Here is a 22,942-nt window from a genome sequence, read left to right on the forward strand (position 1 = left end):
TGGCAGGTCTTTGCGCTACTGCAGATTAAGATAGCTAGACAGCTTTACTTCCAAAGGTTTGGCTGTCTGGTTTGTCTACATCATCGTATGTATTTGATTTTTCCTCTTGGACGATGATTAACCTTTCAGTGCAGAGACGCTATGAGGCAACGGTAATTGGACAATGACCGTAGTACCTTCGTTGGGTTTGGAATGAAATCGAATACATCCGTGATGGGCTTCTATCATTCTGCGACTTACCAAGAGTCCTAATCCTGTTCCCGTTTTTTTGGTGGTATAAAAAGCTTGACAAAGTTTGCTTACATCGGCAATACCACAGCCGTTGTCCCTTACTCTAATTTCTACATGGTTAGGATACTCTTCGACCGCAATGGTTACTTTACCACCTGATTTACAAGCTTGAACTGCGTTTTGGACAAGGTTAATTAAAACTTGTTTTAATTGACAGTTATCAGCCAGTGTATAAACAGGTGTTTCTGGCAATTCTTCCGTTAAATCAATATTTTTTAAAGTTGCTTCTGGTTTTAAAAATTCTTTTACCGATTGAACAATATCGTTGATATTTTCCATCGTGAAATGGGAGTCCTGTGGTTTGGTAAGACACATAAAATCTTTCAGTAGAAGTTGGACTCTGTCGAGTTCCTTAATGGTGATTTGTAAAAAATGTTGATCTTGCGGCGAGCCGGTACGCTGCATAAACAGTTGCAAGAAACCGCGTGCGGTTGTGAGGGGATTGCGTATCTCATGAGCAATCCCTGCTGCCAATGAGGAAAGTGTTGAAAGCTTCTCTAGTTCCTCAAGTTTTTGGTGCATTTTGACTTCTTCTTGATTGTCCATAAAAAGTGTCAATCGAAGGGTGGAAGCGGAGTCCAGAGAAGTCCAAACCCATTGATGGACGCGAAAATGGCTGCCTGAGCAACTCCACTTCGTTTCCTTGTTCCACGTTAGAGCAAATTTTTTCATTTGTGCGCGGATTTCAGGAAGAATAGCGCTAGGGTGATACTCGTAAATTAAGTCGTTGTCTTCGCTGTGCAAAAGTGCGTGTATATTGTATTGCGAGAAAAACAATGGCAGCCAGGACAAAGATTGCATTTCTTGCCAACGCGATTCATAAGCAGTTTGTATACCTGCGACTAAAAAGTCAGCTTGCCAACCCAAGGATTCTTCTCTAGAGTTGTCAGCTTTTAGACAGGCAAGGTAGCCAATTCGCAAGGATCGACTTTCTCCGACAGACAATTTGCGTATACATATCTGACCTGTCCATTTTGAAAAAGGTGAATGTCGTATTCCGTTATCTCTTCTGGACATATCTTCGAGCGTGCAGACAGGAATTTTTTCTCCTGGGTGGATGCCTTCTTTCCACAGCAACCATTGATATTTCGTCTCACCATGTATGTGAATCATTTTACCTGTATCGGAAATTAGACAGATGACAAGATCGGTTGGCCAATCTAGTTCCGGAAGATGCTTGAGGAAATCATGAAAGGCGTTTTTGAGCTTATTTTCTAACCAGTTTTGAATGGCTGGATTGGTTGGGTCAGTCTGTCGCTGTGTTTTTTGCGGGAAAAATTCGTCTGAAAGTGGAAAAAAGGAAGCACATTTTTCATTATGTATGATCTCGTTGATATTTTCAAAAGTAAGTAATTCTTTCAAGGTTTAGCCACCTTCAGTTCTTACAATTTGGAATATCTCTCCTTTTTTATTATCTGCGAGGTTATATCAGGTAGCAAGAGTCAATTTTATGATTTCCCCTGATTCGACAAAGGTTATCAAGATTCGAGTTGTTCTTTATGTGTCGGAAAAGCCGCACGTTTAAATTTTTGCGTGCGGCCATACTTTTTGACAAGCTAGTTGCGGATCATCTGGAGGTTCGCAACCACAGTTCTGATATGGTTTGTTGTTTTGTTTGGCATAAGCTTGGGTTGCTTCGTGAAGCCTTCGAAAAACTTGGAGCAAAGGTTCGTGAAGTACATCTAATCCTCGGGAAGTGACACCTCCCGGTACGGTGATGGAAGATTGAATCTCCTCCATGGTCATTCCCGAATGTAAAAGTTCTAATGTTCCTTCTACCGTAGCCAGCAAAGCTTCTCTGGCTTCATTCTCTGTGATGCGTCGTGTATTAGCTGCTGCTTTTGACCATGTAAGCAGAATTTCTGCAAAAAATGCAGGGCCACAAGAAGTTAAATCAGAGAAAATTCGAATTTGCGACTCTTGAATGAAAATCGGTTTGGCAATAGCAGCAAAAAGCGTTTGTAGTTGAGTAACCGACGAAGTATGACTGGGCGGAACAGATAGTAATATGGAACCTTTGTTCACATGCTGTGTCAGACTGGGGACACAGAGAAAAGGTGTTGCTTTGCAGTGTTTACCGAGTTCGGCTAAAGAGAAAGCTGTGCATGTCGTTCCTAAGAGTTGATGCTCTTGAAGCATGGGGGCTACTTGGGCCAGCAAATGGGGCAAATCTTTTTTTCCCACGCAAAGTAATACAACTTCACAGTTTTGGATCCAGTTTGACAAGTCGAGTTCAGCAGTAATATGCGGATATTGCCTGCTTAATTCGACTGCCTTGGCAGGTGTGCGATTATATACCCAAACTTGTTTCTCAACGGTTTGGGAGAAAGCTTTGGCAAGCATGCTTCCCATATTTCCGCAACCAATGACACCAATTCCCATCTAACATCCACCTCCCTCGTCCAATGGCAGCTTCTTGTAAAGTGTGACGGGGCATTTTGTTTCTGTTATGTATATCTATTCATAGGGATTTGTCCGCTTGCCCACGTTCAAAAAAAGAAGAAGCGGGTACTCCTGCTGTTGCCTGTTTGGCGGGAGTACCCTTACGTTGATCCTATTTTTTATTCATTGGGAGGCAATTTGCTTTTTAAAATATGTGGACGACCTTGAATGCGTGAAGTAGGTCTGCGAAAAAGGATTTCTGTTAAACCGCCTCGCCAACGCCAGGGAATAACAGGCCAGAAATAGGGAATGCCAAACGATTTGCGCGTGGCGAGAAAAATGAGCAGGGCAACACAACTTACAGCAAATCCAATTCCAGAAGCGTTAAACAGGTGCCCGATTTGTGTACAGGCAAGAATCCAGTAGCGCGACATTTGATTGGCTGTGGCCAACTCGTAAGAAGAGATGGCAAATTGGCATATGAGGACAATGGACATATAAACGAGTACTTCCGGATGAAGCATTTGGATTTTAGCCGCTAGAGATCCAAAAACGAGGGCCGCAATAATTGATACCATACTACTGATTTGAGTAGGGGCATTCATAACAGCCAAACGCAAAACATCAAGCGCTACTTCAGCAAGAATCAACTGCATCCAGAGGGGAAGCGGCAAGTTGTTGTCTGCAATAAAAAAATGAAAGATATGCGGCACGTGTCGAGGCGCGTAATTCACCCAGAGAAAAAGACCTGGCAGCATGATGCTGACCAAAACAGAAATGATGGACAGCCATCGCAAATAAGTTCCAACAACTGGATAACTATGGTATTCTTCTGGATTTTGCACCAATTGCCAGAAGGTGATGGGTGCAATAATGACCTCAGGACTAGTATCTACAATAATCACCACATGACCTTCAACCAGAGCTGTTGCCGCAACGTCAGGGCGCTCTGTATAGCGAACGCTCGGATAAGGATTCCATTTGGTGTCGATAATCATATCAGTCACAGCTTGTTCAGCCATGGTAATGGTTTCTGACTGAATGCTTTGCAACCGCTGACGAACGAGATCGACCATTTGGGGGTTGGATATATCCGCTAAATACATGAGTGTGACGTCAGTTTTGGAGCGAGTGCCAATTTGCATCAACTCCGTTCGCAAGGAAGGTTCCCGCAGGCGACGGCGAATCAGTGCAGTATTCTCCAGCATTGTTTCCACAAACGCGTCTCGAGGGCCACGAATAACACGCTCTACTTCTGATTCAGTAATACTGCGCATGGGATAAATACGAGTGTCAATCAGAAGAGCTTGATGATAGCCTTCAATAAATGTCACCAGAGGACCAGAAAGAATAAAGCGCACCGCATCTTGCATTTTATCCACCATCTGTACCTGCACAAAACCAACATGCTTGTTAAGATAGTGGCACAGTTCCTCTATATTGTGGATTTGCTCAGGGTGTTCATTCTGAAACATCAGCACGTGTTTCTCTAGTTCCTGCAAAATCAATACCATATTCATAGTGAGAAAATATCCGTTGAGGACATACGACATCATCTGTAAATTCCCATACCCAAACGGTTTAGCCATAATATCCCAACTATGTCCTGGACCTTGACCAATTCCCAACAGCTCGTTCAGATAGTCAACGTTTTCGTTCAAACGGCTGCTTATTTTAGGGGGATGAATGGTGGTTGTCATAAATGAGAGCAGCCTCCTTGTTTCCATATACCGTTTAGCTTTTTCTTAATAAAGAAAGCGTATTCATGACGATTTCGCGAATTTTTCCGTTGCTTGACGTTTTGCCTTTGGTACAATGGAGTGAGTGTGGAATTTAAACAAGGGGTTCGATTTTGAAAAAAAAGACGGTCAAAGATATTTATTGGCCAGGAAAACGTGCGCTTGTTCGCGTGGATTTTAACGTGCCGATGGATGACTCAGGAAATGTAACAGACGATACGCGTATTCGAGCAGCATTGCCAACCTTGCAATATTTGTTACAAGAAAATGCCAAGGTTGTTGTAATGAGTCACTTGGGTCGACCAAAGGGGAATCGTGTTGAAAAGTACTCTTTACGTCCTGTAGCGCATACTTTGCAAAAATATCTTCCTAACGTTTCGGTGAATTTTGTCTCTGATTCTGTTGGTGAAGAGGTTGAAAATGCTGTACAACATATGGCGCCAGGCACCATTTTGTTGCTGGAGAATGTGCGTTTTTATGCGGGTGAGGAAAAAAATGACGAATCACTGGCCAGACAGCTTGCCTTGTTAGGAGATGTTTTTGTCAACGACGCTTTTGGTGCTGCACATCGTGCCCATGCCTCGACTGCTGGAGTAGCGCGTTTTTTGCCTACTGTTGCAGGTTTTCTTATGGAACGTGAGGTCGAGGTTTTGACACAAGCGCTAGAGTCGCCGGATCGACCTTTCCTTGCTATTATCGGCGGTGCTAAAGTCTCTGACAAAATTGCTGTTTTGGAAAACTTAATTCAAAAAGTAGATGCTCTTTTGATTGGCGGGGGAATGGCGAATACGTTCCTCGCAGTGCAAGGCCATGATATGGGCAACTCGCTGGTTGAAGAAAATGCCAGAGAGGTTGCGTTACGGCTACTTCAGCGGGCAGAGGAGTTAAAGAAACCTTTACTTTTGCCAAGTGATGTCGTAGCTGCCAAGGCTTTTGCAGCAGATGCTGAGTATGCTGTGAAGTCTGTAGGTGAATTACAGGCAGATGATATGGCGCTAGATATTGGCCCAGAGACTGTTAAACAGTATCAACAGGTGATTCAAACGGCAAAGACTGTGCTTTGGAATGGTCCTATGGGTGTTTTTGAAATGCCTGCGTTTGCCAAGGGTACTTTTGCAATTGCCGAATCGCTCGCTTCTGTATCTGGAACAACCATTGTAGGTGGTGGAGATTCCGTTGCTGCTGTTGAAGCAGCTGGTTTGGCGGACAGGATGTCGCATGTTTCCACCGGTGGAGGAGCTTCACTTGAATTTTTGGAAGGCAAAGTTCTACCCGGCGTTGCTATTATTGAAGATAAGCAGTCTTAACATTGTAGAGAGCAGGTGATGGGATGTCGCGCGTACCCATGCTGATTGGCAATTGGAAAATGAACAAAACGTTGCAGGAAGCACGTGATTTCGCTCAACGTTTAGGCCAACAATCCATGCATCTCAAGCCAGGTTGCGAATACGCCATCTGTGCTCCTTATACTAGCCTGCACTTATTGCGAGTTATGTTGCCCGCACAGGTACAACTGGGGCACAAAACGTATACCATGAAGTGAGCGGGGCATATACAGGAGAAATTTCTGCGCCTATGCTTGTAGATTTCGGGACGAAATTTGTCCTTGCGGGACATTCTGAGCGCAGAGCGATATTTGGTGAGAGCAACGAGATGATTGCCAGAAAAGTATCCACCATTATGAAAGCGGGCATGACGCCTATACTTTGTGTAGGTGAAACGATAGCCGAGCGAGAAGCAGGTCAAACTGAACATGTGGTAAAGGAACAGGTATTGAGCGGTCTTGCCAATCTTGAATCTGGTGAAGTAGAAACGCTGGTTATTGCGTATGAACCTGTTTGGGCAATTGGTACGGGCAAGACAGCCAGCGTGGACGATGCTGGACAGGTGATTGGCTGGATACGCCAAATTCTAGTTGACCAATTTTCCTCATCCGTGGCTAACCATGTGCGCATTCTTTACGGGGGAAGCGTAAAAGCAGATAATATTGCTTCATTTGTCGGGCATCCTGAAATCGATGGCGGACTGGTAGGCGGAGCAAGCTTGGAAGCTGATAGTTTTGTTGGCATGGCAAAAGCGATAGAGGGTGGACAACGGTGAGCGAGTTCGAAAGAAAAGCCATTCCCTCTGGCCGAGGACCTGTTGCGCTGGTCATACTAGATGGGTTTGGGCTGCGGGAAAGTAGTGAAGGCAACGCTGTGCGATTGGCCAAAAAACCAAATTTCGATTCCTTATGGGCCAAGTTTCCTCACACAACTCTAGAAGCTAGCGGTGAAGCGGTAGGACTGCCGGAAGGGCAGTTTGGCAATTCTGAAGTTGGCCATTCCAATATAGGCGCAGGACGGGTTTTATATCAGGATTTTACGAAAATATCCAAACAAATTGAAACGGGATCATTTTTTGAAAATGAAATTCTGCTAAAAGCTATGCGTTCTGCCAGTCGAAATCAACGAAAACTGCATTTGATGGGGTTAGTGTCGGATGGCGGCGTGCATAGTCATATCCATCATCTGTTTGCGTTATTGCGCATGGCGTATGCCCGTAATGTACCCCAAGTGGTGGTTCACGCTTTCCTCGATGGTCGCGATACACCTCCTACAACGGGCCTGGGTTATCTCCAGCAGCTTCAGGAACAAGTTGAACAGGCTGGTAACGCTGTGATAGGCACCGTCCAAGGCCGCTATTACGCTATGGATCGTGACAAACGCTGGGAGCGAACGGGTCGAGCGTATCGCGCTTTAGTCTATGGAGAAGGCGAGAAAACACAAGACTTGTTGAGTGCAGTGAGTGACAAGTATGCTGCCGGGATTACTGACGAATTTATGGAACAACTCGTTCATGTTGATGTGCAAGGACAGCCACTTGGCAATATCGAGGATGGAGATGCTGTCATTTTCTTTAATTTTCGTCCCGATCGCGCTATTCAATTATCCATGGCTTTGACCGATGAACATTTTCAAGGCTTTGATCGAGGTCCAAAGCCCCCTAAGGTGCATTTTGTTTCTATGACAAAATACGCGGATGAAATTCATGCTCCTATTGCTTATCCTCCAACCTCACCTGTTCATACCTTCGGAGAAGTGGTGAGTCAGGCGGGGCTGACGCAACTACGTATTGCTGAGACCGAGAAGTATCCGCACGTGACTTTCTTTTTTTCTGGCGGTAAAGAGACACCCTTTGCCGGAGAAGAACGTGTTCTTGTTCCTTCGCCGAAGGTAGCCACTTACGACTTGCAACCCGAAATGAGTGCCTATGAGGTAGCGAAACGGGCCAAAGAGCGAATTCTGTCTGGTGAAATCGACGTGATGATTTTAAATTTTGCCAACCCTGACATGGTAGGACACACCGGCAGTTTGGAAGCGGCTATTCGCGCTGTTGAGGCAGTGGATGAGTGTCTTGGCGAAGTCTACCAGGCCATCGAGGAAAAAAATGGGGTTGCGTTGATTACGGCTGATCACGGTAATGCAGATATCATGATTGATCCGCAGACAGGCGGCCCTTGCACCACGCACACCGTCAGCCCGGTGCCCATGATTGTGACTGAACCGGGACTCGTTCTTCGATCAGGCATCTTAGCTGATATTGCCCCGACTATGCTGGATTTACTTGGCGTTGAGCCACCCAAAGAAATGGAAGGAAAGACGCTCATTATACATTCTTGAAGGTGAAGTATAACAGCAAAATGAAATTTAATTTGGGAGGAATTAAACTATGTCAGAGATTTTTGATATTCAAGCTCGCGAGGTATTGGATTCTCGAGGCAATCCAACAGTGGAAGTTGAAGTGGAATTGGAGAGCGGTGCCGTTGGGCGTGCAATTGTACCGTCCGGTGCGTCGACAGGAGCACATGAGGCAGTGGAGTTGCGTGATGGAGACAAGTCCCGTTATGGTGGCAAAGGTGTGCTCAAAGCAGTAGAAAATGTCAATACCCTCATCACTCCTGAACTGATTGGTGAAGAAGCTGACGATTTGATCGCCATCGATAGTCTGCTTTGTGAGTTGGATGGTACACCGAACAAAGGAAAATTAGGAGCTAATGCTATTCTTGGTGTCTCAATGGCTGTTGCTAGGGCTGCTGCCATGGAAGCTGGCCAACCACTTTATCGCTATCTCGGCGGTTTTCACGCACATCTTTTGCCGACACCGATGATGAATATTCTCAACGGTGGTAAACATGCGGATAATACAGTAGATATTCAGGAATTTATGGTCATTCCGCATGGTGCGCCTACTTTTCGTGAAGCGCTTCGCATGGGAGCCGAAATTTTTCACGCTCTTAAATCGGTGCTTTCTGCAGAGGGGCTGGCTACAACAGTAGGTGATGAGGGCGGTTTTGCTCCCAACTTAAAGACCAATGAAGATGCGATTCGCATGATTGTAAAGGCTATTGAAAAGGCAGGTTATCAACCGGGCGAGCAAGCGTCGATTGCGCTTGATGTGGCTTCAACAGAGTTGTTTGAGAAGGGTCATTACGTTTTTAAAGGAGAAGGTGTAACTCGTTCTTCGGACGATCTCATTGCGTACTATGAGAAACTGCTCAGTAGCTATCCCATTCTTTCCATAGAAGATGGTCTAGCGGAAGACGACTGGGAAGGATGGTCCAATCTCACTCGTGTTCTGGGATCAAAAGTGCAGTTGGTCGGTGACGATTTATTTGTTACCAATACAGAACGTCTGAAACGAGGTATTGAGTCGCAAGTAGGCAATAGCATTCTTGTGAAAGTCAATCAAATCGGTACTTTAACAGAGACTTTTGAATGTATGGAGATGGCGAAACGAGCTGGATACACAGCAATCATTTCACATCGGAGCGGTGAAACGGAAGATACAACAATTGCTGATGTAGCTGTGGCGGCCAATGCTGGACAGATTAAGACAGGCGCACCTAGCCGAACGGATCGGGTGGCTAAATATAATCAGTTGCTTCGTATTGAGGAAGAACTGGGCAGCGCAGCACGTTATGCTGGAAAATCCGCATTTGTCCGTAAAGGTTGAGTTATGATACACTCATCAGAGGAATACTCTGATTAGTGTTTGCGGTTTTGGACAGGAGGTGACAGATATGCTGGCAGCCGCAAAAGTCGTGTTGGTCATTCTCTGTGTGCTGCTTGTGACAGTCATTCTCCTGCAGTCCGGTCGTAGTGCAGGTTTGTCCGGCGTCATTACAGGTGGGTCCGATCAGGCAAACACGCGCAAGCCGAAAGGGCTCGACAGTTTACTTGGCCGCGTGACCGTGGTACTGGCTATCTTCTTTTTCCTGTTGACATTGTTCATTGCCTATTTTTCCAATCATCCGCATTGACGTATGGTTGATAGAATCGTTGGGGAAACGCAAACCCCAAAATGAAAAGTTGCGCAAAATCAAAAACCGCCCTCTGGGCGGTTTTTTCTATCGGAGTTTGAGGAAAAGGATTGGATTTTTCTGTATGTCAACAATGTATGGCTTGAAAGAGTCGTCTCTGAGCCATACTGCATAGAGTGGACAAAGACCAGATGGCAGGAACTTTAGCCCAAACAGAGGAATTGTAAGAGTACCAGGTGTGAGACAGAGGCTGGCGGTCAAAAAGGAGTGACGGACATTGAACAATGAATGGCAGTCGCGACTGCTCGATTATCTAGAAAATGAGGCAAACGGCTTGCTTTCTGTACGGGAATTAACTGACGCACTTGGCGTGGAGAGCGGAGATGATTTCCGTGAATTTGTAAAACTGCTGGCGGCTATGGAAGAAACGGGTCAAATCGTGCGCACCCGTAGTGATCGTTATGGATTGCCAGAACGAATGAATTTAGTGGTTGGGCGTCTGCAAATGAAGGCGCGTGGTTACGGGTTTGTGATTGCCGAGGATGGCAGTGAGGATATCTATATTCCAGGTACGGAAATGAACGGTGCCATGAGTGGCGACAAAGTGATGGTTCGTGTTGAAGCTGAGAACAAAATGAAAACCGGATCGGCGAAACATAGGGAAGGACGAGTTATTCGCGTTCTGGAACGGCAAGTTGAGCGTGTGGTAGGTCGCTTTGTCAAACATGAGAAACATGGCTTTGTCACTCCGGCTGACAAACGTTTTCCGCAGGATGTGTGGATTGGACCTGACCACTTGCTGGACGCACATGACGGTTATGTAGTGGTAGCAGAAATTTTGGAATACCCTACAGCTACACGCGGCCCTGTTGGCAAAATTGTCGAAGTGTTAGGACATCCTGACGAGCCGGGCATGGATATTCTTACGATAGTACGTAAATACAACCTGCCAGAAAAATTTTCGGATGAAGTGTTGGCTGCTGTCGAACGCATTCCGCGCACACTTTCTGAAAAAGATTATGAAGGCAGACGGGATTTACGTTCAGAACGAATTGTCACGATTGACGGCGAGGATGCTAAAGATTTAGATGATGCAGTCCATGTGAAGCGGCTTAAAAACGGTCATTTTGAATTAGGAGTTCATATAGCGGATGTAGGGTATTACGTGAAAGAGGGAAGTTCTATCGATAAAGAGGCTTATCGCCGGGGAACGAGTGTCTACTTGGTTGACCGTGTCATTCCTATGTTGCCGCAACGACTTTCCAACGATATCTGCTCTCTTAATCCACAAGTGGATCGGCTGACCTTGTCTTGCATCATGGAGATTGATGAAAAAGGAGCAGTGGTTAGTCACGATATTTTTCCCAGTGTTATTCATACGCGGGAGCGTATGACATACAACAATGTACGGAAAATTCTGCTCCGCGAGGACGAGGAGGTTATGCAACGGTACCGTGATTTGTTGCCCGATTTTGAGCTTATGGAAGAGTTGGCATTGATTCTGCGTGAAAAGCGAATGCGTCGCGGTGCGGTGGATTTTGACTTTGATGAAGTCAAAGTTGTGGTCGATCCGCTAGGAGCGCCCGTGGATATTGTAGCGCGTCAACGTTCAATTGCTGAACGAATTATTGAAGAGTTTATGTTGGCCGCAAATGAAACTGTGGCAGAGCATTTTCATTGGCTTGGCGTACCGTTTGTCTATCGGATTCACGAAGAGCCGGATATGGGCAAAATGCTCGACTTAAATCAGTTCTTGCATAATTTCGGATATTCTATTCGTGGAGTTGGCAATCGTGTTCATCCGCGTGCTTTGCAAGATGTATTGAATGAACTGCAAGGCAAGCGCGAGCAGCGTATGCTCTCTTCGCTGATGTTGCGAAGTATGCGTCAAGCGCGTTACGCACCAGAGTGTACGGGACATTTTGGCCTTGCAGCAGAATACTATACTCATTTTACTTCGCCTATTAGGCGCTATCCAGATCTTGTCATTCATCGAATTATTCGCGAGAATTTGCTGGCCCCATTTTCCGCAGAACGTGAAGGCGCGCTTGCTGCTTTTGTGGCTGATGCTGCTGTCCAGTCCAGTGAACGAGAACGCATTGCCCAAGATGCTGAGCGCGAATGCGATCAACTTAAAATGGTGGAGTATATGCAAGCTCATCTATTTGAGCCTTTTGATGGGTTGATTTCAGGTGTCACAAGTTTTGGCTTGTTTGTCCAATTGCAAAACGGTGTAGAAGGTTTGATCCATATTTCGTATTTAACGGATGACTACTATGCGCTCAATGAACGTTTGATGGCGCTGGTCGGTGAACGTACAAGACGTGTTTTTCGATTGGGCGATCCGGTTCGGGTGCAGGCGATTGCGGCCAACAAGGAGACTTTGTCGATTGACTTTGAACTGTTGGAGCATTTGCGCGAAGCTACGTTTGTTTCGTCAGGTAGAGGTGGAGAGATTATTTACGATGAAGATCTTTCTCATACGGAACGTCGAAGAGCTATAGAAGAAAGGCGTTTGCGCAGCGAAGAAGGAGAGGCTCGTGGACGTCGCCGAACTCGAGAACGATTGTTGGCAGATACACATGGGAATAACTCATCGGCATACGGAACGGCAAGAAGAGAGACGGATCGTCCGAAAGACAAAGCGAAGCGCAATCAAAAAAGACGTAGCAGTATAGAAATTGGTCATGCCAGTGTCTCTCACGGGGGTTATGAAGGGCCTGCTTGGGCGGGAAAAAGCCGTCGCAAGAAAAAGCGGTAGAGGGTTTCGCTTGTGGCAGCCAATCTGTCTGTAGTAACATGGGAAGCACGTGAAATCGCGCGGGAATCCTGGACAGATTGAGGTGAGTTTTGTGGCCAAAGGCTCGGATAAAGTGCTCGCGCAAAATCGTAAGGCTTACCATGATTATTTTATTGAAGATACGTATGAAGCAGGACTGGTCTTGACGGGATCGGAAATTAAATCGATTCGCAAAGGTTCTGTGAATTTGCGAGATGCTTATGCGCGTGTGGAGAACGGAGAAGTGTTTATTCACCATATGCATGTAGCTCCTTATGAACAGGCGAATCGTTTTAATCACGATCCCATGCGTACTCGCAAATGTTTGCTACATCGTGAGGAAATTCGCAAGTTGATTGGTATGGTTAGGGAACGTGGCTATACCTTGGTGCCCACAAAAATTTACTTGCGTAACGGCTTTGCCAAAGTGGAATTAGGTTTAGCTCGTGGTAAAAAATCGTATGACAAGCGAGAATCTCTTAAGCAAAGAGATGCTAATCGTGAAATTCAGCGAGCCCTTCGCGATCGCCAAAAAAGCTGAAAAACGAGCGGTTGTTTTCTTCTAGAAACGAGTTTCCAGAAAAACAAAAATGGTTAGGAATGCACTAGAGGAATAGCCGTGAGGCTTCTATGTACCCAACACAGTCTTGTTTGAATTGGATATCGTTGTATAGATTGCTCTAACTTTCAACTTGTCAAATGTCCGTTTGTCACGTAGTATATGAAATGTAACGTCTGAACGCTAAGGCTTGGTGTAGAGCCTTTTGACAAACCATATTGTTCGTTCCAGACGTCCCGTCACGGGGGCGTTATGGATTCGACGGGGATTGTTTGAGCGTGTAACGGCGGGTCGTGGGGCTGCGTGGCCACGTAAAAAACGCAGACCTAAGAATAACTGGCAAAGCTAAGAAGAACTACACCACAAGCAATACCCTCGCCCTGGCTGCCTAATTTGCACCAGGCCGTCACCTTGTAAGTCGCCCGTGCTTACCTTGTGACGTCAACTGAGCGGGATAGCTCATAGGCTCTGTCTGCAGCCTGTGAGTGAAAATTAGCAGACTTACTCCAGTCTAAGCGTGTGCAACCGCGTAGCTGGAGGAAATGCAAAGGTTGCACTACACCCGTAGATGTTCACGTGGCAAAATCTTCGGACGCGGGTTCGACTCCCGTCGCCTCCACCAAAACATGCAAAACCACGACCAACCCGTCGTGGTGTGATTTGAAGCATAAGTTCGCCGTTGTGGCAGACTTATGCTTCTTTTCATTTTAAAAGACATTCATTAATCAGTGGAAAAACGATAGGATTGTCACTCACAAGCCCTTAATCAGGTTGGACAACCTCTCAAAAATGTAGGAGACTTCAGTCATCCGGACGTTGTCCCATGGAACGCAGGAAATATTCATTACAGTTTAAACAACAAATCGTTCAGGAGTGACTACTGTAATTCCAGGTCGATAATTTTGGGGAATCCGGAATGCTACAATACTCTCAGGAAGCATTGATTCAAGGGAGGCGGCCACGTGGGAACATGGAGCGGGAGGCAACGGGTTTGTTGTTCGTGTCGATTTTGGTCAGGGGGAAGGGACATCAATTTCACTGCCACAACCTTTAAAGCTCTGGACTCGAAAGGTAAATGCAATGGTCCGGCAGGGAGTTTTCGTGGCTTGGAAATGCGCGAGAGTGCATCATGCTCCAAATGGGAAGCATTTCGTTAACCATCCATGATCAAATTCATGGATTGAGATGAGGTGGCAGCATGAATCATCATGCCAATCCATTCATTCCACACCGATGGATACGGAGTCGGAGACGCGCCGATGTGTTCCAGTGGTTTTTTTATCTCTTTCTCTGGGGAGCAACGGTGGCATTAGGGGTGTGGTTAGGATATCGAATGGGGTCTGTCCGCTCCGGATTCATCGCGGGATTATCTCTAGTTACAGTCTGTCTGTTCTATGCGAGTGTTTGCTTGTCTTGGCATCTCAGAAAATTGGTACAACAGGAACAGTCGGAATCTGATGTAGCAAGGGTTAAAAGGCTGCTAGTTCCTTTATGCGAACGTGCAGGTTTAAGAGCACCACGAATTTTCATAATGAGTACTCCTGCGGCCAATGCTTGCGCAGCCGGAGTACTACATGGCATGCGTTACGTTGGTGTAACCAAGGGAGCGCTGAAGCTGCTCGATGATCGTGAACTGGAGGCGGTTTTGGCCCATGAAGTGACTCACCTGAAGCGTAGGGACAGTTTATTTGATGGTTGGTGGATTGCTCTTTCAGGAGTAGTGGTTTGGATTAGCGCCTTCAGTGTTGGGTTCGGAATTGCTTCTCTTATGTCTTCCACACGAGCCCAAAATGACAAAGACCGTTCGTCAGGTGCTGGCATGGGAATCTTTATGATCTTCGCCGGTATAGTGTTTGGGGTTGTTTCGGTTTTCTTTATTCAAGTCGTCCTGCATAACATCATGCGTCGAAGAGAGTATAGGGCAGACGAGGGTGCTGTCATCTTGACCGGATCAGCCACTCCTTTGATTCACGCATTGAAAAAGCTGGAATCGTCCGATCCGATGCTGGGCACTCAATCCGCACTAGCCATGCTCTTTTCGGTAAATCCTGCCCCCAAGAAGGGTTGGTGGGATGCCTTGTTTGCAACACATCCTAAGACATCCAAGCGCATAGCTCGGCTTCAGGTTCTCGCACGTGAATTGGGGAGGTAAACCATATATAATCGAAAGACAGAAAAACAACAGAATGTACAAGTATCAAAATTAGAACGATTGTACTCTCAAGTCGGGAAACGAATCACTCAATGGGAGTGGATCAAAAAATTCTGGCACCAATCCTGAGCAGGCATGCGTGTCTGGCTATGCTTTCGGAACAATCACAAAATCACACTGTGCACCCATGCACAGATTCTAAGTTTGAGTCGTTCTATCTTTTATTACATCCGCTATTCTTATAAGTTGAATAAATTTTATTAATATTTTTGTATTTCAAATGAAAATGTAAACCAGAATAGATTGGAGATGCTTAGAAATGATTTTTTGTATCCATAAAATAAATTTAAAAAAATGCCTATTTGTTTTCTCTATTATTTTACCACTACTTTTTGTATACGGATGTGGCATACAACTGAACCATCCTCAAACTAAAAACACTAATCAGCCTATGGGTTCAAAATGGGATACATTGATAGATAAATATAATCATGAACTGCCATTTCATATAAAATTACCTACCGATTTAGACACGAACTGGATACTTGAAAATATTCAAATTTCTCATCCACCAGTAAGTCAATCAAGGAAATTAGATCAAGTTACAATTTTATATGGTAATAAAAAATCCCACCAAGCCATTTTTATAACTGAACAAAGTAATAAAATAACAATAGATGGGTATCAAAAAGAAATTCAATTAGACGGATATACAGCTTTAATAAGTGGACAAAAAAATAATTCTCAAAAGGGAACGGACATTTACGTTTGGGATGGGAAATTATCCATTGATACGATGGGAACAGGAGATATACCTCTATCTCTTCTAGAAAAAGTAGAAGTTAATTTGTTAAGAAATTAATCAAGTTTCGCACCTGGTTTGAGTCAATAAATTCTTTGTATGACTAGTATCCCAGAAGATAAAATGAAAAAACACCCTTATTTTCTGCTGGACGGAAGTTGCTGAGACAACTATCTTGACTTTATGGCTGATTAGGTGTATGCTTTTATTGTTCAAGTGAGATCGTTTATATGTGTAAACATTCTGAGCCGTTCAATTTTGCGCCTCATAGTGGGTGCAGATTTGAACGGTTTTTATACTAAAACGAATTGAACAAATTTTGTGCCAAAAGAGCACTACGGAGGAATTTAGGATGCATCAAGGAACAGTGAAATGGTTTAATTCAGAAAAAGGATTTGGCTTCATTGAAGTTGAAGGCGGAGACGATGTTTTCGTGCATTTTAGCGCCATTCAAGGAGACGGATATAAGACTCTTGAAGAAGGTCAACGTGTAACGTTTGATATTGTTCAGGGTCCAAAAGGTCCTCAAGCAGCAAACGTAGCCTAACTTCATCTATGAATGGACTGTCCTCGAATCATTCATCATGATTGCTCAGGGCGGTCCATTTCTCTTTATATACCAGCGCTTCATCGACACCTTCCGGTATACTCACTTCTAGAGAAGAATCTTGTAGAATTGGCTATCTCTTATGATCCAAGTCCTTCTATTCCTCGTATCCCTCCATTAGAGCGATTGATACCTAGTCGGTTTCCTGTAGCATGAGAAAGAGAGATGAGAACCATGTTTTCAAATCAAACTAATCATAATTGGCTAAAAGATTTAGAAAGTTATCAAAATCCAAGTATTTCAAAAAGTTTGTGGCAATTATTGAATACCATCGTGCCACTTTTACTATTATGGACAGGAGCCTATCTCAGCTTTTCTATTTCTATTTGGCTCTCCATTCTCTTAACGATTCCGGCAGCCGGTTTTTTGGTTCGGGCGTTTATCATCTTTCACGATTGTGGTCACCATGCTTTCTTTAGAAGTCGAAAGGCGAATGATATAGTCGGCGTTTTCATTGGTTTGATCACGTTTTTTCCTTATCACTACTGGAAGTATGAACACAGTGTACACCATGCTGGCAATGGAAATCTGAGCCGCAGAGGCATGGGTGATATCACGACACTTACTGTGAATGAATATCGAGAACTATCTCATGGCAAACGACTTCTCTACAGACTATACAGAAATCCTTTGATCATGTTTGGTCTTGGTCCTCTTTTCCTGATTCTCATACAGTACCGTTTCAATAGAAAAGGAGCTGGGCGAAAAGAACGTTTCAATACCTACCTGACGAATGGAGTTCTGCTGGGAGTTTTGGCATTCGGATGCTGGGCCTTAGGTTGGGAACGATTTTTGTTGGTTGAAGGTCTAACTCTTTATTTAGCAGGATTGGCGGGAATTTGGTTGTTTTATGTTCAGCATCAATTTGAAAACAGCTATTTTGAACAGGCAGAAAACTGGGATTATGTGACCGCTGCGCTTCAAGGCAGTTCTTTCTATAAATTGCCGAAAGTGTTGCAATGGATAACAGGAAATATTGGTTTTCACCATATTCATCATCTCGGCCCAAGAGTACCTAATTACAATCTTCAACGTGTTTATGACCAATTCACATATCTTCAGGAAGTTACTACGGTAGGTTTGCGCTCCAGTTTAAAGTGTTTACGTTTCAGGCTATGGGACGAGGAGAAAAAGAAATTCGTAGGCTTTAAAGGTGTAACAATAAGTTCTCGGTGGACTGCTGATTTCAGTGAAAGATAATGCATTCTATCATAAAAAACCCTCTATACAGAGATTTTGCAATCATATACTCTGTATAAAGGGTTTTTAGGGTCTAGATTATCATTTTACAAATTGAATGAGTGTTTCACAGCGAAAGGCTCTTTTTAATGTATAATAATTTTCTGAATCATCATTTTAATCATTGCCTCTTATTTCTATGCACATAAGGCTTAATCTCCGTTCATTGAATCAACGGGATTACCTGACGATTTGGATTGGAGAGGTCGCCGAGTGGATGTCTTTTGTTTAGGATGTGTTTTGCTTGAAAGCTGAGCTTAAAAATGTGGCTGCCAAGAAAATTCTCACAGAAGCCAAAGGTTATTTGGATGTCGGTTTTACACATTCCTTGAATCCATACAGCGGATGTGTCTTTGCTTGTCGTTACTGCTATGTCAGAGAACTGCCGATTCAAAAGTTTAGAGATCTGGATTGGGGAAATTGGGTGGATATGAAAACCAACGCAGCAGAGAATTATCGAAATGAGATGTTGAAGCTGCGTAAGAAAAACAAAGCTGTAAAGATTTTCATGTCTTCTGCCACGGATCCCTATCAACCCATAGAACGGGATGCTCAAATTACACGCTCTGTTATGGAGCAAATGGTAGAAAATCCACCCGATTTTTTGCAAATACAAACGCGTGGACCGCTAGTGACCAGGGATTTAAATTTATTAGTCCAACTGAATGAGAAATGTGAGGTTTGGGTATCTATGACCCTGGAAACGGATCGGGAGGATGTGAAGCGAATTTTTGCTCCTTTAGCGCCGGGAATTCAACGGCGATTGGAAGCCTTACGAGAAATTCATGAAGCTGGAATATCAACGCAAGCCGCCATTTCTCCTGTTTTGCCCTTCACACCAGATTTTCCTAAATTGTTAAATGGATGGGTCGATCGCGTTTGGATAGATACGTTGAGTATAGGCGATGGTTCTCTTGGCAAACGTTCAGAGAGACTAGGGATGCCTCAGTTATTTCAAGAACATGGATTCATAGATTGGTACAAAAGCGATTTGCATCTTCAAGTGGCACATTATTTTAAAAAATTTTTTCCTCAAGATAAGGTGCTTGTTTCTAGAGAGGAAGCGTTTTTATCTACCTCTGTGCGCCAAAAATGAGGGTTGTCGAAAGTGTCAATTCTATCTATCAAAAGCTTCAATCAACCCCCATCTATCTGATGATACATCAGAAACATTCTCAAAATCTCTTTCTTCTTGAAATTGGAGTACTAGTTCGCCTATGATTAGATTATATTTGATGCATAAGAAGACGATTGACAATTGCATAGTGAAGAAAAGGTTTTGTTTGGAACGATGAAGGAACCACGCTTTTAGCATTCTCGTTCGCAGACAAGTTTAAGAGGGAAACCGGTGAAAATCCGGTGCGGTCCCGCCACTGTAAGGGGGAGCTGTGATTCATTGCCACTGAGCATGCGCTCGGGAAGGGAATTGACAGCTACGATCCTAAGCCAGGAGACCTGCCTTTTCTTAAAACACCCATGGATGGAATCGAGCATCATGAATATGTAAGATTTCCTCTAGGAACCTACGGTCGATAGGGAGGTGTTTGTGGACGACTTTTGTCGTGTACAAGCACTCTTTCGAATTCGAAAGAGTGCTTTTTCATTCAAGAGTTTCTGCAAACCCTCCTCTTGCTTGCAAAACATTGAGGAGGTTAAACATGAAAGAAATCACATTACTTGTTGGTCATGGTAGTCGAGATGCGGATGGAAATGAAGAATTTCTAGAATTTGTCCAACGTATGCGCCATCAATTGCCGGATCAACATTTTGAAGCATGTTTTTTGGAGTTGGCCACACCTACTATTCCACAAGGAATTGACGCTTGTGTTCATCAGGGAGCAGAACGTATTGTTGTAGTCCCAGTCATTCTACTCGCTGCTTCACATGTTAAACTGGAAATCCCCGAATTTCTTGATGCCGCCAGAAAAAAATATCCACATGTCGATATGGTATACGGCAGAAATATTGGACTTCATGAGCAAATGGTCGACTTGCTCTGTGAGCGTTTTGCCGAGCAAGCAGCATCTATATCTGAAATGAATATTTCTGAAACAGCCATTGTCTTGATGGGACGAGGCAGTAGCGATCCTGATGCAAACGGTGATTTATACAAAATAGCTCGTTTGTTGTGGGAACGGACGGGTGTCTTGAGTGTTGAAGTTTGTTTTACAGGAATCACTTTCCCAAGACTTCCCGATGGTGTTCACCGCGCTGTATCGCTCGGTGCTAAACGTGTAGTAGTGGTTCCTTACTTCTTGTTTACAGGTGTCCTTATCAAGCGGATGAAAGGTGTTCTGCAAGATTTACAAACCGTTTATCCTGACATTCCGCTATCGATGGCAGAATACTTCGGCATGCATTCCCGCCTATTTCACATCGTGATCGACCGCATAGAAGAAGCAGCTGCAAAGCAAGCGTTCATGAACTGCGACCTTTGCAAATATCGCAAACTAGCAGCGCACGAACATGCTCATGATCACACACATGATCACACACATGATCACACACATGATCACACACATGATCACACACATGCTCATGATCACAATCACTCACACGAGCATGCCCACCCTGCAGCTCACAACCATTCGTTGGTTCATAGTGAGTAACCCATTTCCTATTCATTACAGGAGGGCAAATATGGCAGGTATGGTTTATCTCATAGGCGCAGGACCGGGTGATCCTGGGTTGTTGACATTAAAAGCGAAAGAATGTCTGGAGCGTTCGGAAGTTGTCATCTATGACCGACTGGTATCTCCAGAAATCATGGCGTTTGTGCCGAACCATGTGGAGCGGATCTATGTAGGCAAAGAAGCTCATCACCACACACTTCCACAAACTGAAATTGAGACTTTGCTGGTGGAAAAAGCTTTGCAAGGTCTTACGGTCTCCCGTCTAAAAGGGGGCGATCCGTTTGTGTACGGAAGAGGTGGAGAAGAAGCGGAGTTTCTGGTTGACCAAGGTATCCCGTTTGAAATTGTTCCAGGTATTAGCTCGGTTATTGCTGTACCCGCATACGCAGGTATTCCCTTGACTCATCGAACACTTTCTGCGGGATTTCACGTGCTCACTGGTCATGAATGCCTCTATTCTTCAGGAACACCTTGGGATGCTGTAGCACTATCAGGTCAAACCATGGTTATCTTGATGGGAATGGGACATCTTCAAGAAATAGTCCAGAAACTGATAGATTGTGGGCGTCATCCAGAAACACCCGTTGCAATTATTCAATGGGGAACAACAATCAAGCAACAAGTCGTGTCAGGAACACTTGAAAACATCTGTCTCTTGGTGGAAGAAGCTCGTTTGCAGGCTCCAGCAGTCATAGTGGTTGGCGATGTGGTCAGAATGCGGGAGAAGTTGCAATGGTTTCAACCTTCTGTAGAGATAGCTCAATGACTGGAGAGGAGGGAATCATATGGAAGGTAAAATTTTGATTGTTGGATTTGGACCAGGCAGCTTTGAACATATCACTGTACGAGCTCGCGAGGCAATTCAGGAAAGTGAAGTCATTATTGGGTATAACACGTATGTCGATTTAATTCGTGACTTATTGACTCATCAAGAGATTGTCCGCACAGGTATGACGGAAGAAGTCAGTCGGGCACAAAAGGCGGTAGATTTGGCTGTTCATGGTCAGGTTGTAGCTGTGATTTCAAGTGGAGATGCTGGTGTGTACGGCATGGCGGGATTAGTGTATGAAGTGCTCATTGAGCGTGGCTGGCATCCGGGAGAACTTCCGATTGTTGAGGTTATTCCCGGCATTTCTGCCATCAATTCTTGTGCCGCTCTTTTAGGTGCTCCCATCATGCATGATGCTTGTACCATCAGTTTATCTGACCACCTGACTCCTTGGTCTATCATTGAAAAACGCATTGAAGCTGCAGCTTCAGCAGATTTTGTCATAGCTTTATACAATCCCAAAAGTGGTCGGCGTACTCGGCAAATTGTGGAGACACAGAGAATTCTTCTCAAGTACCGCAATCCGAAAACACCAGTCGGTTTGGTGAAAAGCGCTTATCGAGATCGGCAACAAGTTATTCGTACAACACTTGATGATATGTTGAACCATGAGATTGGTATGTTAACAACTGTAATTATTGGTAACTCATCAACGTTCTACCACGATCATCTCATGATTACACCACGCGGATATCAGCGCAAATACACATTGGATACAGCCGAACAACGCTTGCGGCCTGGAGAGCGTCTCAAGCCTGAGAATGAGCCGTGGTCATTGAATGCCGCGCAGGAGTCGCTGCTTAGAAGTCGTATCGAACCCCAATCTTTGCAGAATCAATCCATCATCTCTGAGTCGGAACATCGGACGCCTCGTGATTGGGCTGCCGCCGCTTTACAAACTTTGCATCAGGGTGAGGCAAGCTCATTAAACGCTGCAGGTTCAACTGGCTTTGCCACAAAGATGCCAGTTCCTCGTGCGTCTATTTTTGAAGTTGCCGTCAGTCCCGGGATAGCTAACAAGAAGTTTAGTTCTTCCCAATTGGTTTTAATCGCCGATTTAGTTGGGGAGCAGGGAGAGATTGAGTATACAACTGCGCATCAGCTAATTCTTCGCACGGTTACAGAGGATGCGGAATCGTTGGTGCAAAGCTTGCGTGCTGCGGGCTTGATGGTTCTACCCGTGGGTGAAGTGATTAAAATTAAGGCTTGTGATTTTTGTGACGGTGAAAAGCATGAGGGGATTCCTTATGCAGAGGAAATTTCCAGGCGACTTGCCGGTCTTCCTGTAGAAAAGGAACTGCGTATTGGTTTTAATGGGTGCGCAATGTCCTGTTACGGGGCAGTCAGCGAGGATATTGGACTTGTCTTTCGCAAAGGAAAGTTTGATCTTTTCCTTGGTGGAAAAACAACGGGTCGCAACGCAGCGCCTGGTCAACGAGTGGCAGAGGGAATCCCGGCTGAAGAGATGCCGGATTTATTAGAGCGGATTGTTTCCGCATATCGGGAAAATGCATTTCCTGACGAGAGATTTCATAAGTTTTTTGCTCGAGTCGGAGAGATTGAAGGATTTATGCATCGAGATCGGCCGCAAACTGTGGTGGCTGATGCGGTTTGTGGCTCTTAGAAGG

At 44.7% G+C, this 22,942-nt stretch carries 17 protein-coding genes, 1 other RNA gene, 1 pseudogene and 1 riboswitch; of the genes and pseudogenes, 16 read left to right on the plus strand and 3 right to left on the minus strand.

What is annotated here, in order from left to right:
- Positions 1-117: 117 nt before the first annotated feature.
- The 3 genes from FY534_RS03570 to FY534_RS03580 form a co-directional block, all read right to left on the minus strand.
- Positions 118-1,653, minus strand: coding sequence for an ATP-binding protein (locus FY534_RS03570; RefSeq protein ID WP_083574312.1), 1,536 nt, complete (start codon positions 1,651-1,653; stop codon positions 118-120).
- A gap of 159 nt (positions 1,654-1,812) precedes the next feature.
- Positions 1,813-2,673 (minus strand): pyrroline-5-carboxylate reductase dimerization domain-containing protein, encoded by an 861-nt coding sequence (locus FY534_RS03575; protein WP_072874773.1) that lies wholly within the window; start codon positions 2,671-2,673, stop codon positions 1,813-1,815.
- A 179-nt stretch (positions 2,674-2,852) separates the two neighbouring features.
- Entirely contained in the window at positions 2,853-4,373 is a 1,521-nt protein-coding gene (locus tag FY534_RS03580; protein WP_072874774.1) for a spore germination protein, read from the minus strand.
- Positions 4,374-4,525: 152 nt separating this feature from the next.
- On the opposite strand from FY534_RS03580, the gene pgk reads away from it, so the two are divergent.
- The 16 genes and pseudogenes from pgk to cobJ all read left to right on the plus strand — a co-directional run bounded on the left by pgk (position 4,526) and on the right by cobJ (position 22,938).
- Positions 4,526-5,719 carry a phosphoglycerate kinase gene (gene pgk / locus FY534_RS03585; protein WP_203115247.1) on the plus strand — a complete coding sequence of 398 codons (1,194 nt, stop codon included), beginning with the start codon at positions 4,526-4,528 and terminating at the stop codon, positions 5,717-5,719.
- 59 nt (positions 5,720-5,778) lie between these two features.
- Positions 5,779-6,512: pseudogene (tpiA, locus tag FY534_RS03590) on the plus strand (triose-phosphate isomerase).
- Positions 6,509-8,074: a 2,3-bisphosphoglycerate-independent phosphoglycerate mutase gene (gene gpmI, locus FY534_RS03595; protein WP_072874777.1), complete on the plus strand. Its 1,566-nt coding sequence runs from the start codon at positions 6,509-6,511 to the stop codon at positions 8,072-8,074. Before tpiA ends, gpmI begins: the two are co-directional and overlap by 4 nt.
- A gap of 49 nt (positions 8,075-8,123) precedes the next feature.
- The gene (eno, locus tag FY534_RS03600) at positions 8,124-9,407 is read left to right on the plus strand and encodes a phosphopyruvate hydratase (RefSeq protein WP_072874778.1); all 1,284 of its coding nucleotides are present in this window, start codon (positions 8,124-8,126) and stop codon (positions 9,405-9,407) included.
- A gap of 67 nt (positions 9,408-9,474) precedes the next feature.
- Positions 9,475-9,714, plus strand: a complete 240-nt coding sequence (gene secG / locus FY534_RS03605; protein WP_072874779.1) for a preprotein translocase subunit SecG — start codon at positions 9,475-9,477, stop codon at positions 9,712-9,714.
- Between the two features lie 277 nt (positions 9,715-9,991).
- A complete protein-coding gene (rnr, locus tag FY534_RS03610; protein ID WP_238413646.1) occupies positions 9,992-12,475 on the plus strand; it encodes a ribonuclease R in 2,484 nt (827 codons plus the stop codon).
- 91 nt (positions 12,476-12,566) lie between these two features.
- On the plus strand, positions 12,567-13,034 hold the full coding sequence (smpB, locus tag FY534_RS03615) for an SsrA-binding protein SmpB (protein WP_072874807.1): 468 nt from the start codon (positions 12,567-12,569) through the stop codon (positions 13,032-13,034).
- A 261-nt stretch (positions 13,035-13,295) separates the two neighbouring features.
- Positions 13,296-13,674: a transfer-messenger RNA gene (ssrA, locus tag FY534_RS03620) on the plus strand.
- 576 nt (positions 13,675-14,250) lie between these two features.
- Complete coding sequence (locus FY534_RS03625) at positions 14,251-15,204, plus strand: M48 family metallopeptidase (RefSeq protein WP_203115248.1); 954 nt, start codon at positions 14,251-14,253, stop codon at positions 15,202-15,204.
- Positions 15,205-15,523: 319 nt separating this feature from the next.
- A complete protein-coding gene (locus tag FY534_RS03630; protein ID WP_072874783.1) occupies positions 15,524-16,066 on the plus strand; it encodes a hypothetical protein in 543 nt (180 codons plus the stop codon).
- Positions 16,067-16,358: 292 nt separating this feature from the next.
- Entirely contained in the window at positions 16,359-16,553 is a 195-nt protein-coding gene (locus FY534_RS03635) for a cold-shock protein (protein ID WP_072874784.1), read from the plus strand.
- Between the two features lie 234 nt (positions 16,554-16,787).
- Positions 16,788-17,813, plus strand: a complete 1,026-nt coding sequence (locus FY534_RS03640; RefSeq protein ID WP_072874808.1) for a Delta(5) desaturase DesA — start codon at positions 16,788-16,790, stop codon at positions 17,811-17,813.
- A 283-nt stretch (positions 17,814-18,096) separates the two neighbouring features.
- Positions 18,097-18,948, plus strand: coding sequence for an SPL family radical SAM protein (locus tag FY534_RS03645; RefSeq protein WP_072874785.1), 852 nt, complete (start codon positions 18,097-18,099; stop codon positions 18,946-18,948).
- A 182-nt stretch (positions 18,949-19,130) separates the two neighbouring features.
- Positions 19,131-19,330: riboswitch (cobalamin riboswitch) on the plus strand.
- A gap of 180 nt (positions 19,331-19,510) precedes the next feature.
- Positions 19,511-20,461: a sirohydrochlorin chelatase gene (locus FY534_RS03650; RefSeq protein ID WP_203115250.1), complete on the plus strand. Its 951-nt coding sequence runs from the start codon at positions 19,511-19,513 to the stop codon at positions 20,459-20,461.
- Positions 20,462-20,492: 31 nt separating this feature from the next.
- Positions 20,493-21,251, plus strand: coding sequence for a uroporphyrinogen-III C-methyltransferase (gene cobA / locus FY534_RS03655; RefSeq protein ID WP_072874787.1), 759 nt, complete (start codon positions 20,493-20,495; stop codon positions 21,249-21,251).
- A 19-nt stretch (positions 21,252-21,270) separates the two neighbouring features.
- A complete protein-coding gene (cobJ, locus tag FY534_RS03660) occupies positions 21,271-22,938 on the plus strand; it encodes a precorrin-3B C(17)-methyltransferase (protein ID WP_072874788.1) in 1,668 nt (555 codons plus the stop codon).
- Positions 22,939-22,942 lie beyond the last annotated feature (4 nt).

It is taken from the genome of Alicyclobacillus sp. TC, from assembly GCF_016804365.1.
Classification (GTDB): domain Bacteria; phylum Bacillota; class Bacilli; order Alicyclobacillales; family Alicyclobacillaceae; genus Alicyclobacillus_I; species Alicyclobacillus_I tolerans.

Coding starts and splice junctions, on each gene's coding strand:
- FY534_RS03575 (WP_072874773.1), bottom strand. CDS start 2,673: ATGGGAATTGGTGTCATTGGTTGCGGAAATATGGGAAGCATGCTTGCC.
- FY534_RS03580 (WP_072874774.1), bottom strand. CDS start 4,373: ATGACAACCACCATTCATCCCCCTAAAATAAGCAGCCGTTTGAACGAA.
- eno (WP_072874778.1), top strand. CDS start 8,124: ATGTCAGAGATTTTTGATATTCAAGCTCGCGAGGTATTGGATTCTCGA.
- secG (WP_072874779.1), top strand. CDS start 9,475: ATGCTGGCAGCCGCAAAAGTCGTGTTGGTCATTCTCTGTGTGCTGCTT.
- FY534_RS03625 (WP_203115248.1), top strand. CDS start 14,251: ATGAATCATCATGCCAATCCATTCATTCCACACCGATGGATACGGAGT.
- FY534_RS03630 (WP_072874783.1), top strand. CDS start 15,524: ATGATTTTTTGTATCCATAAAATAAATTTAAAAAAATGCCTATTTGTT.
- FY534_RS03635 (WP_072874784.1), top strand. CDS start 16,359: ATGCATCAAGGAACAGTGAAATGGTTTAATTCAGAAAAAGGATTTGGC.
- FY534_RS03640 (WP_072874808.1), top strand. CDS start 16,788: ATGTTTTCAAATCAAACTAATCATAATTGGCTAAAAGATTTAGAAAGT.
- FY534_RS03650 (WP_203115250.1), top strand. CDS start 19,511: ATGAAAGAAATCACATTACTTGTTGGTCATGGTAGTCGAGATGCGGAT.
- cobA (WP_072874787.1), top strand. CDS start 20,493: ATGGCAGGTATGGTTTATCTCATAGGCGCAGGACCGGGTGATCCTGGG.
- cobJ (WP_072874788.1), top strand. CDS start 21,271: ATGGAAGGTAAAATTTTGATTGTTGGATTTGGACCAGGCAGCTTTGAA.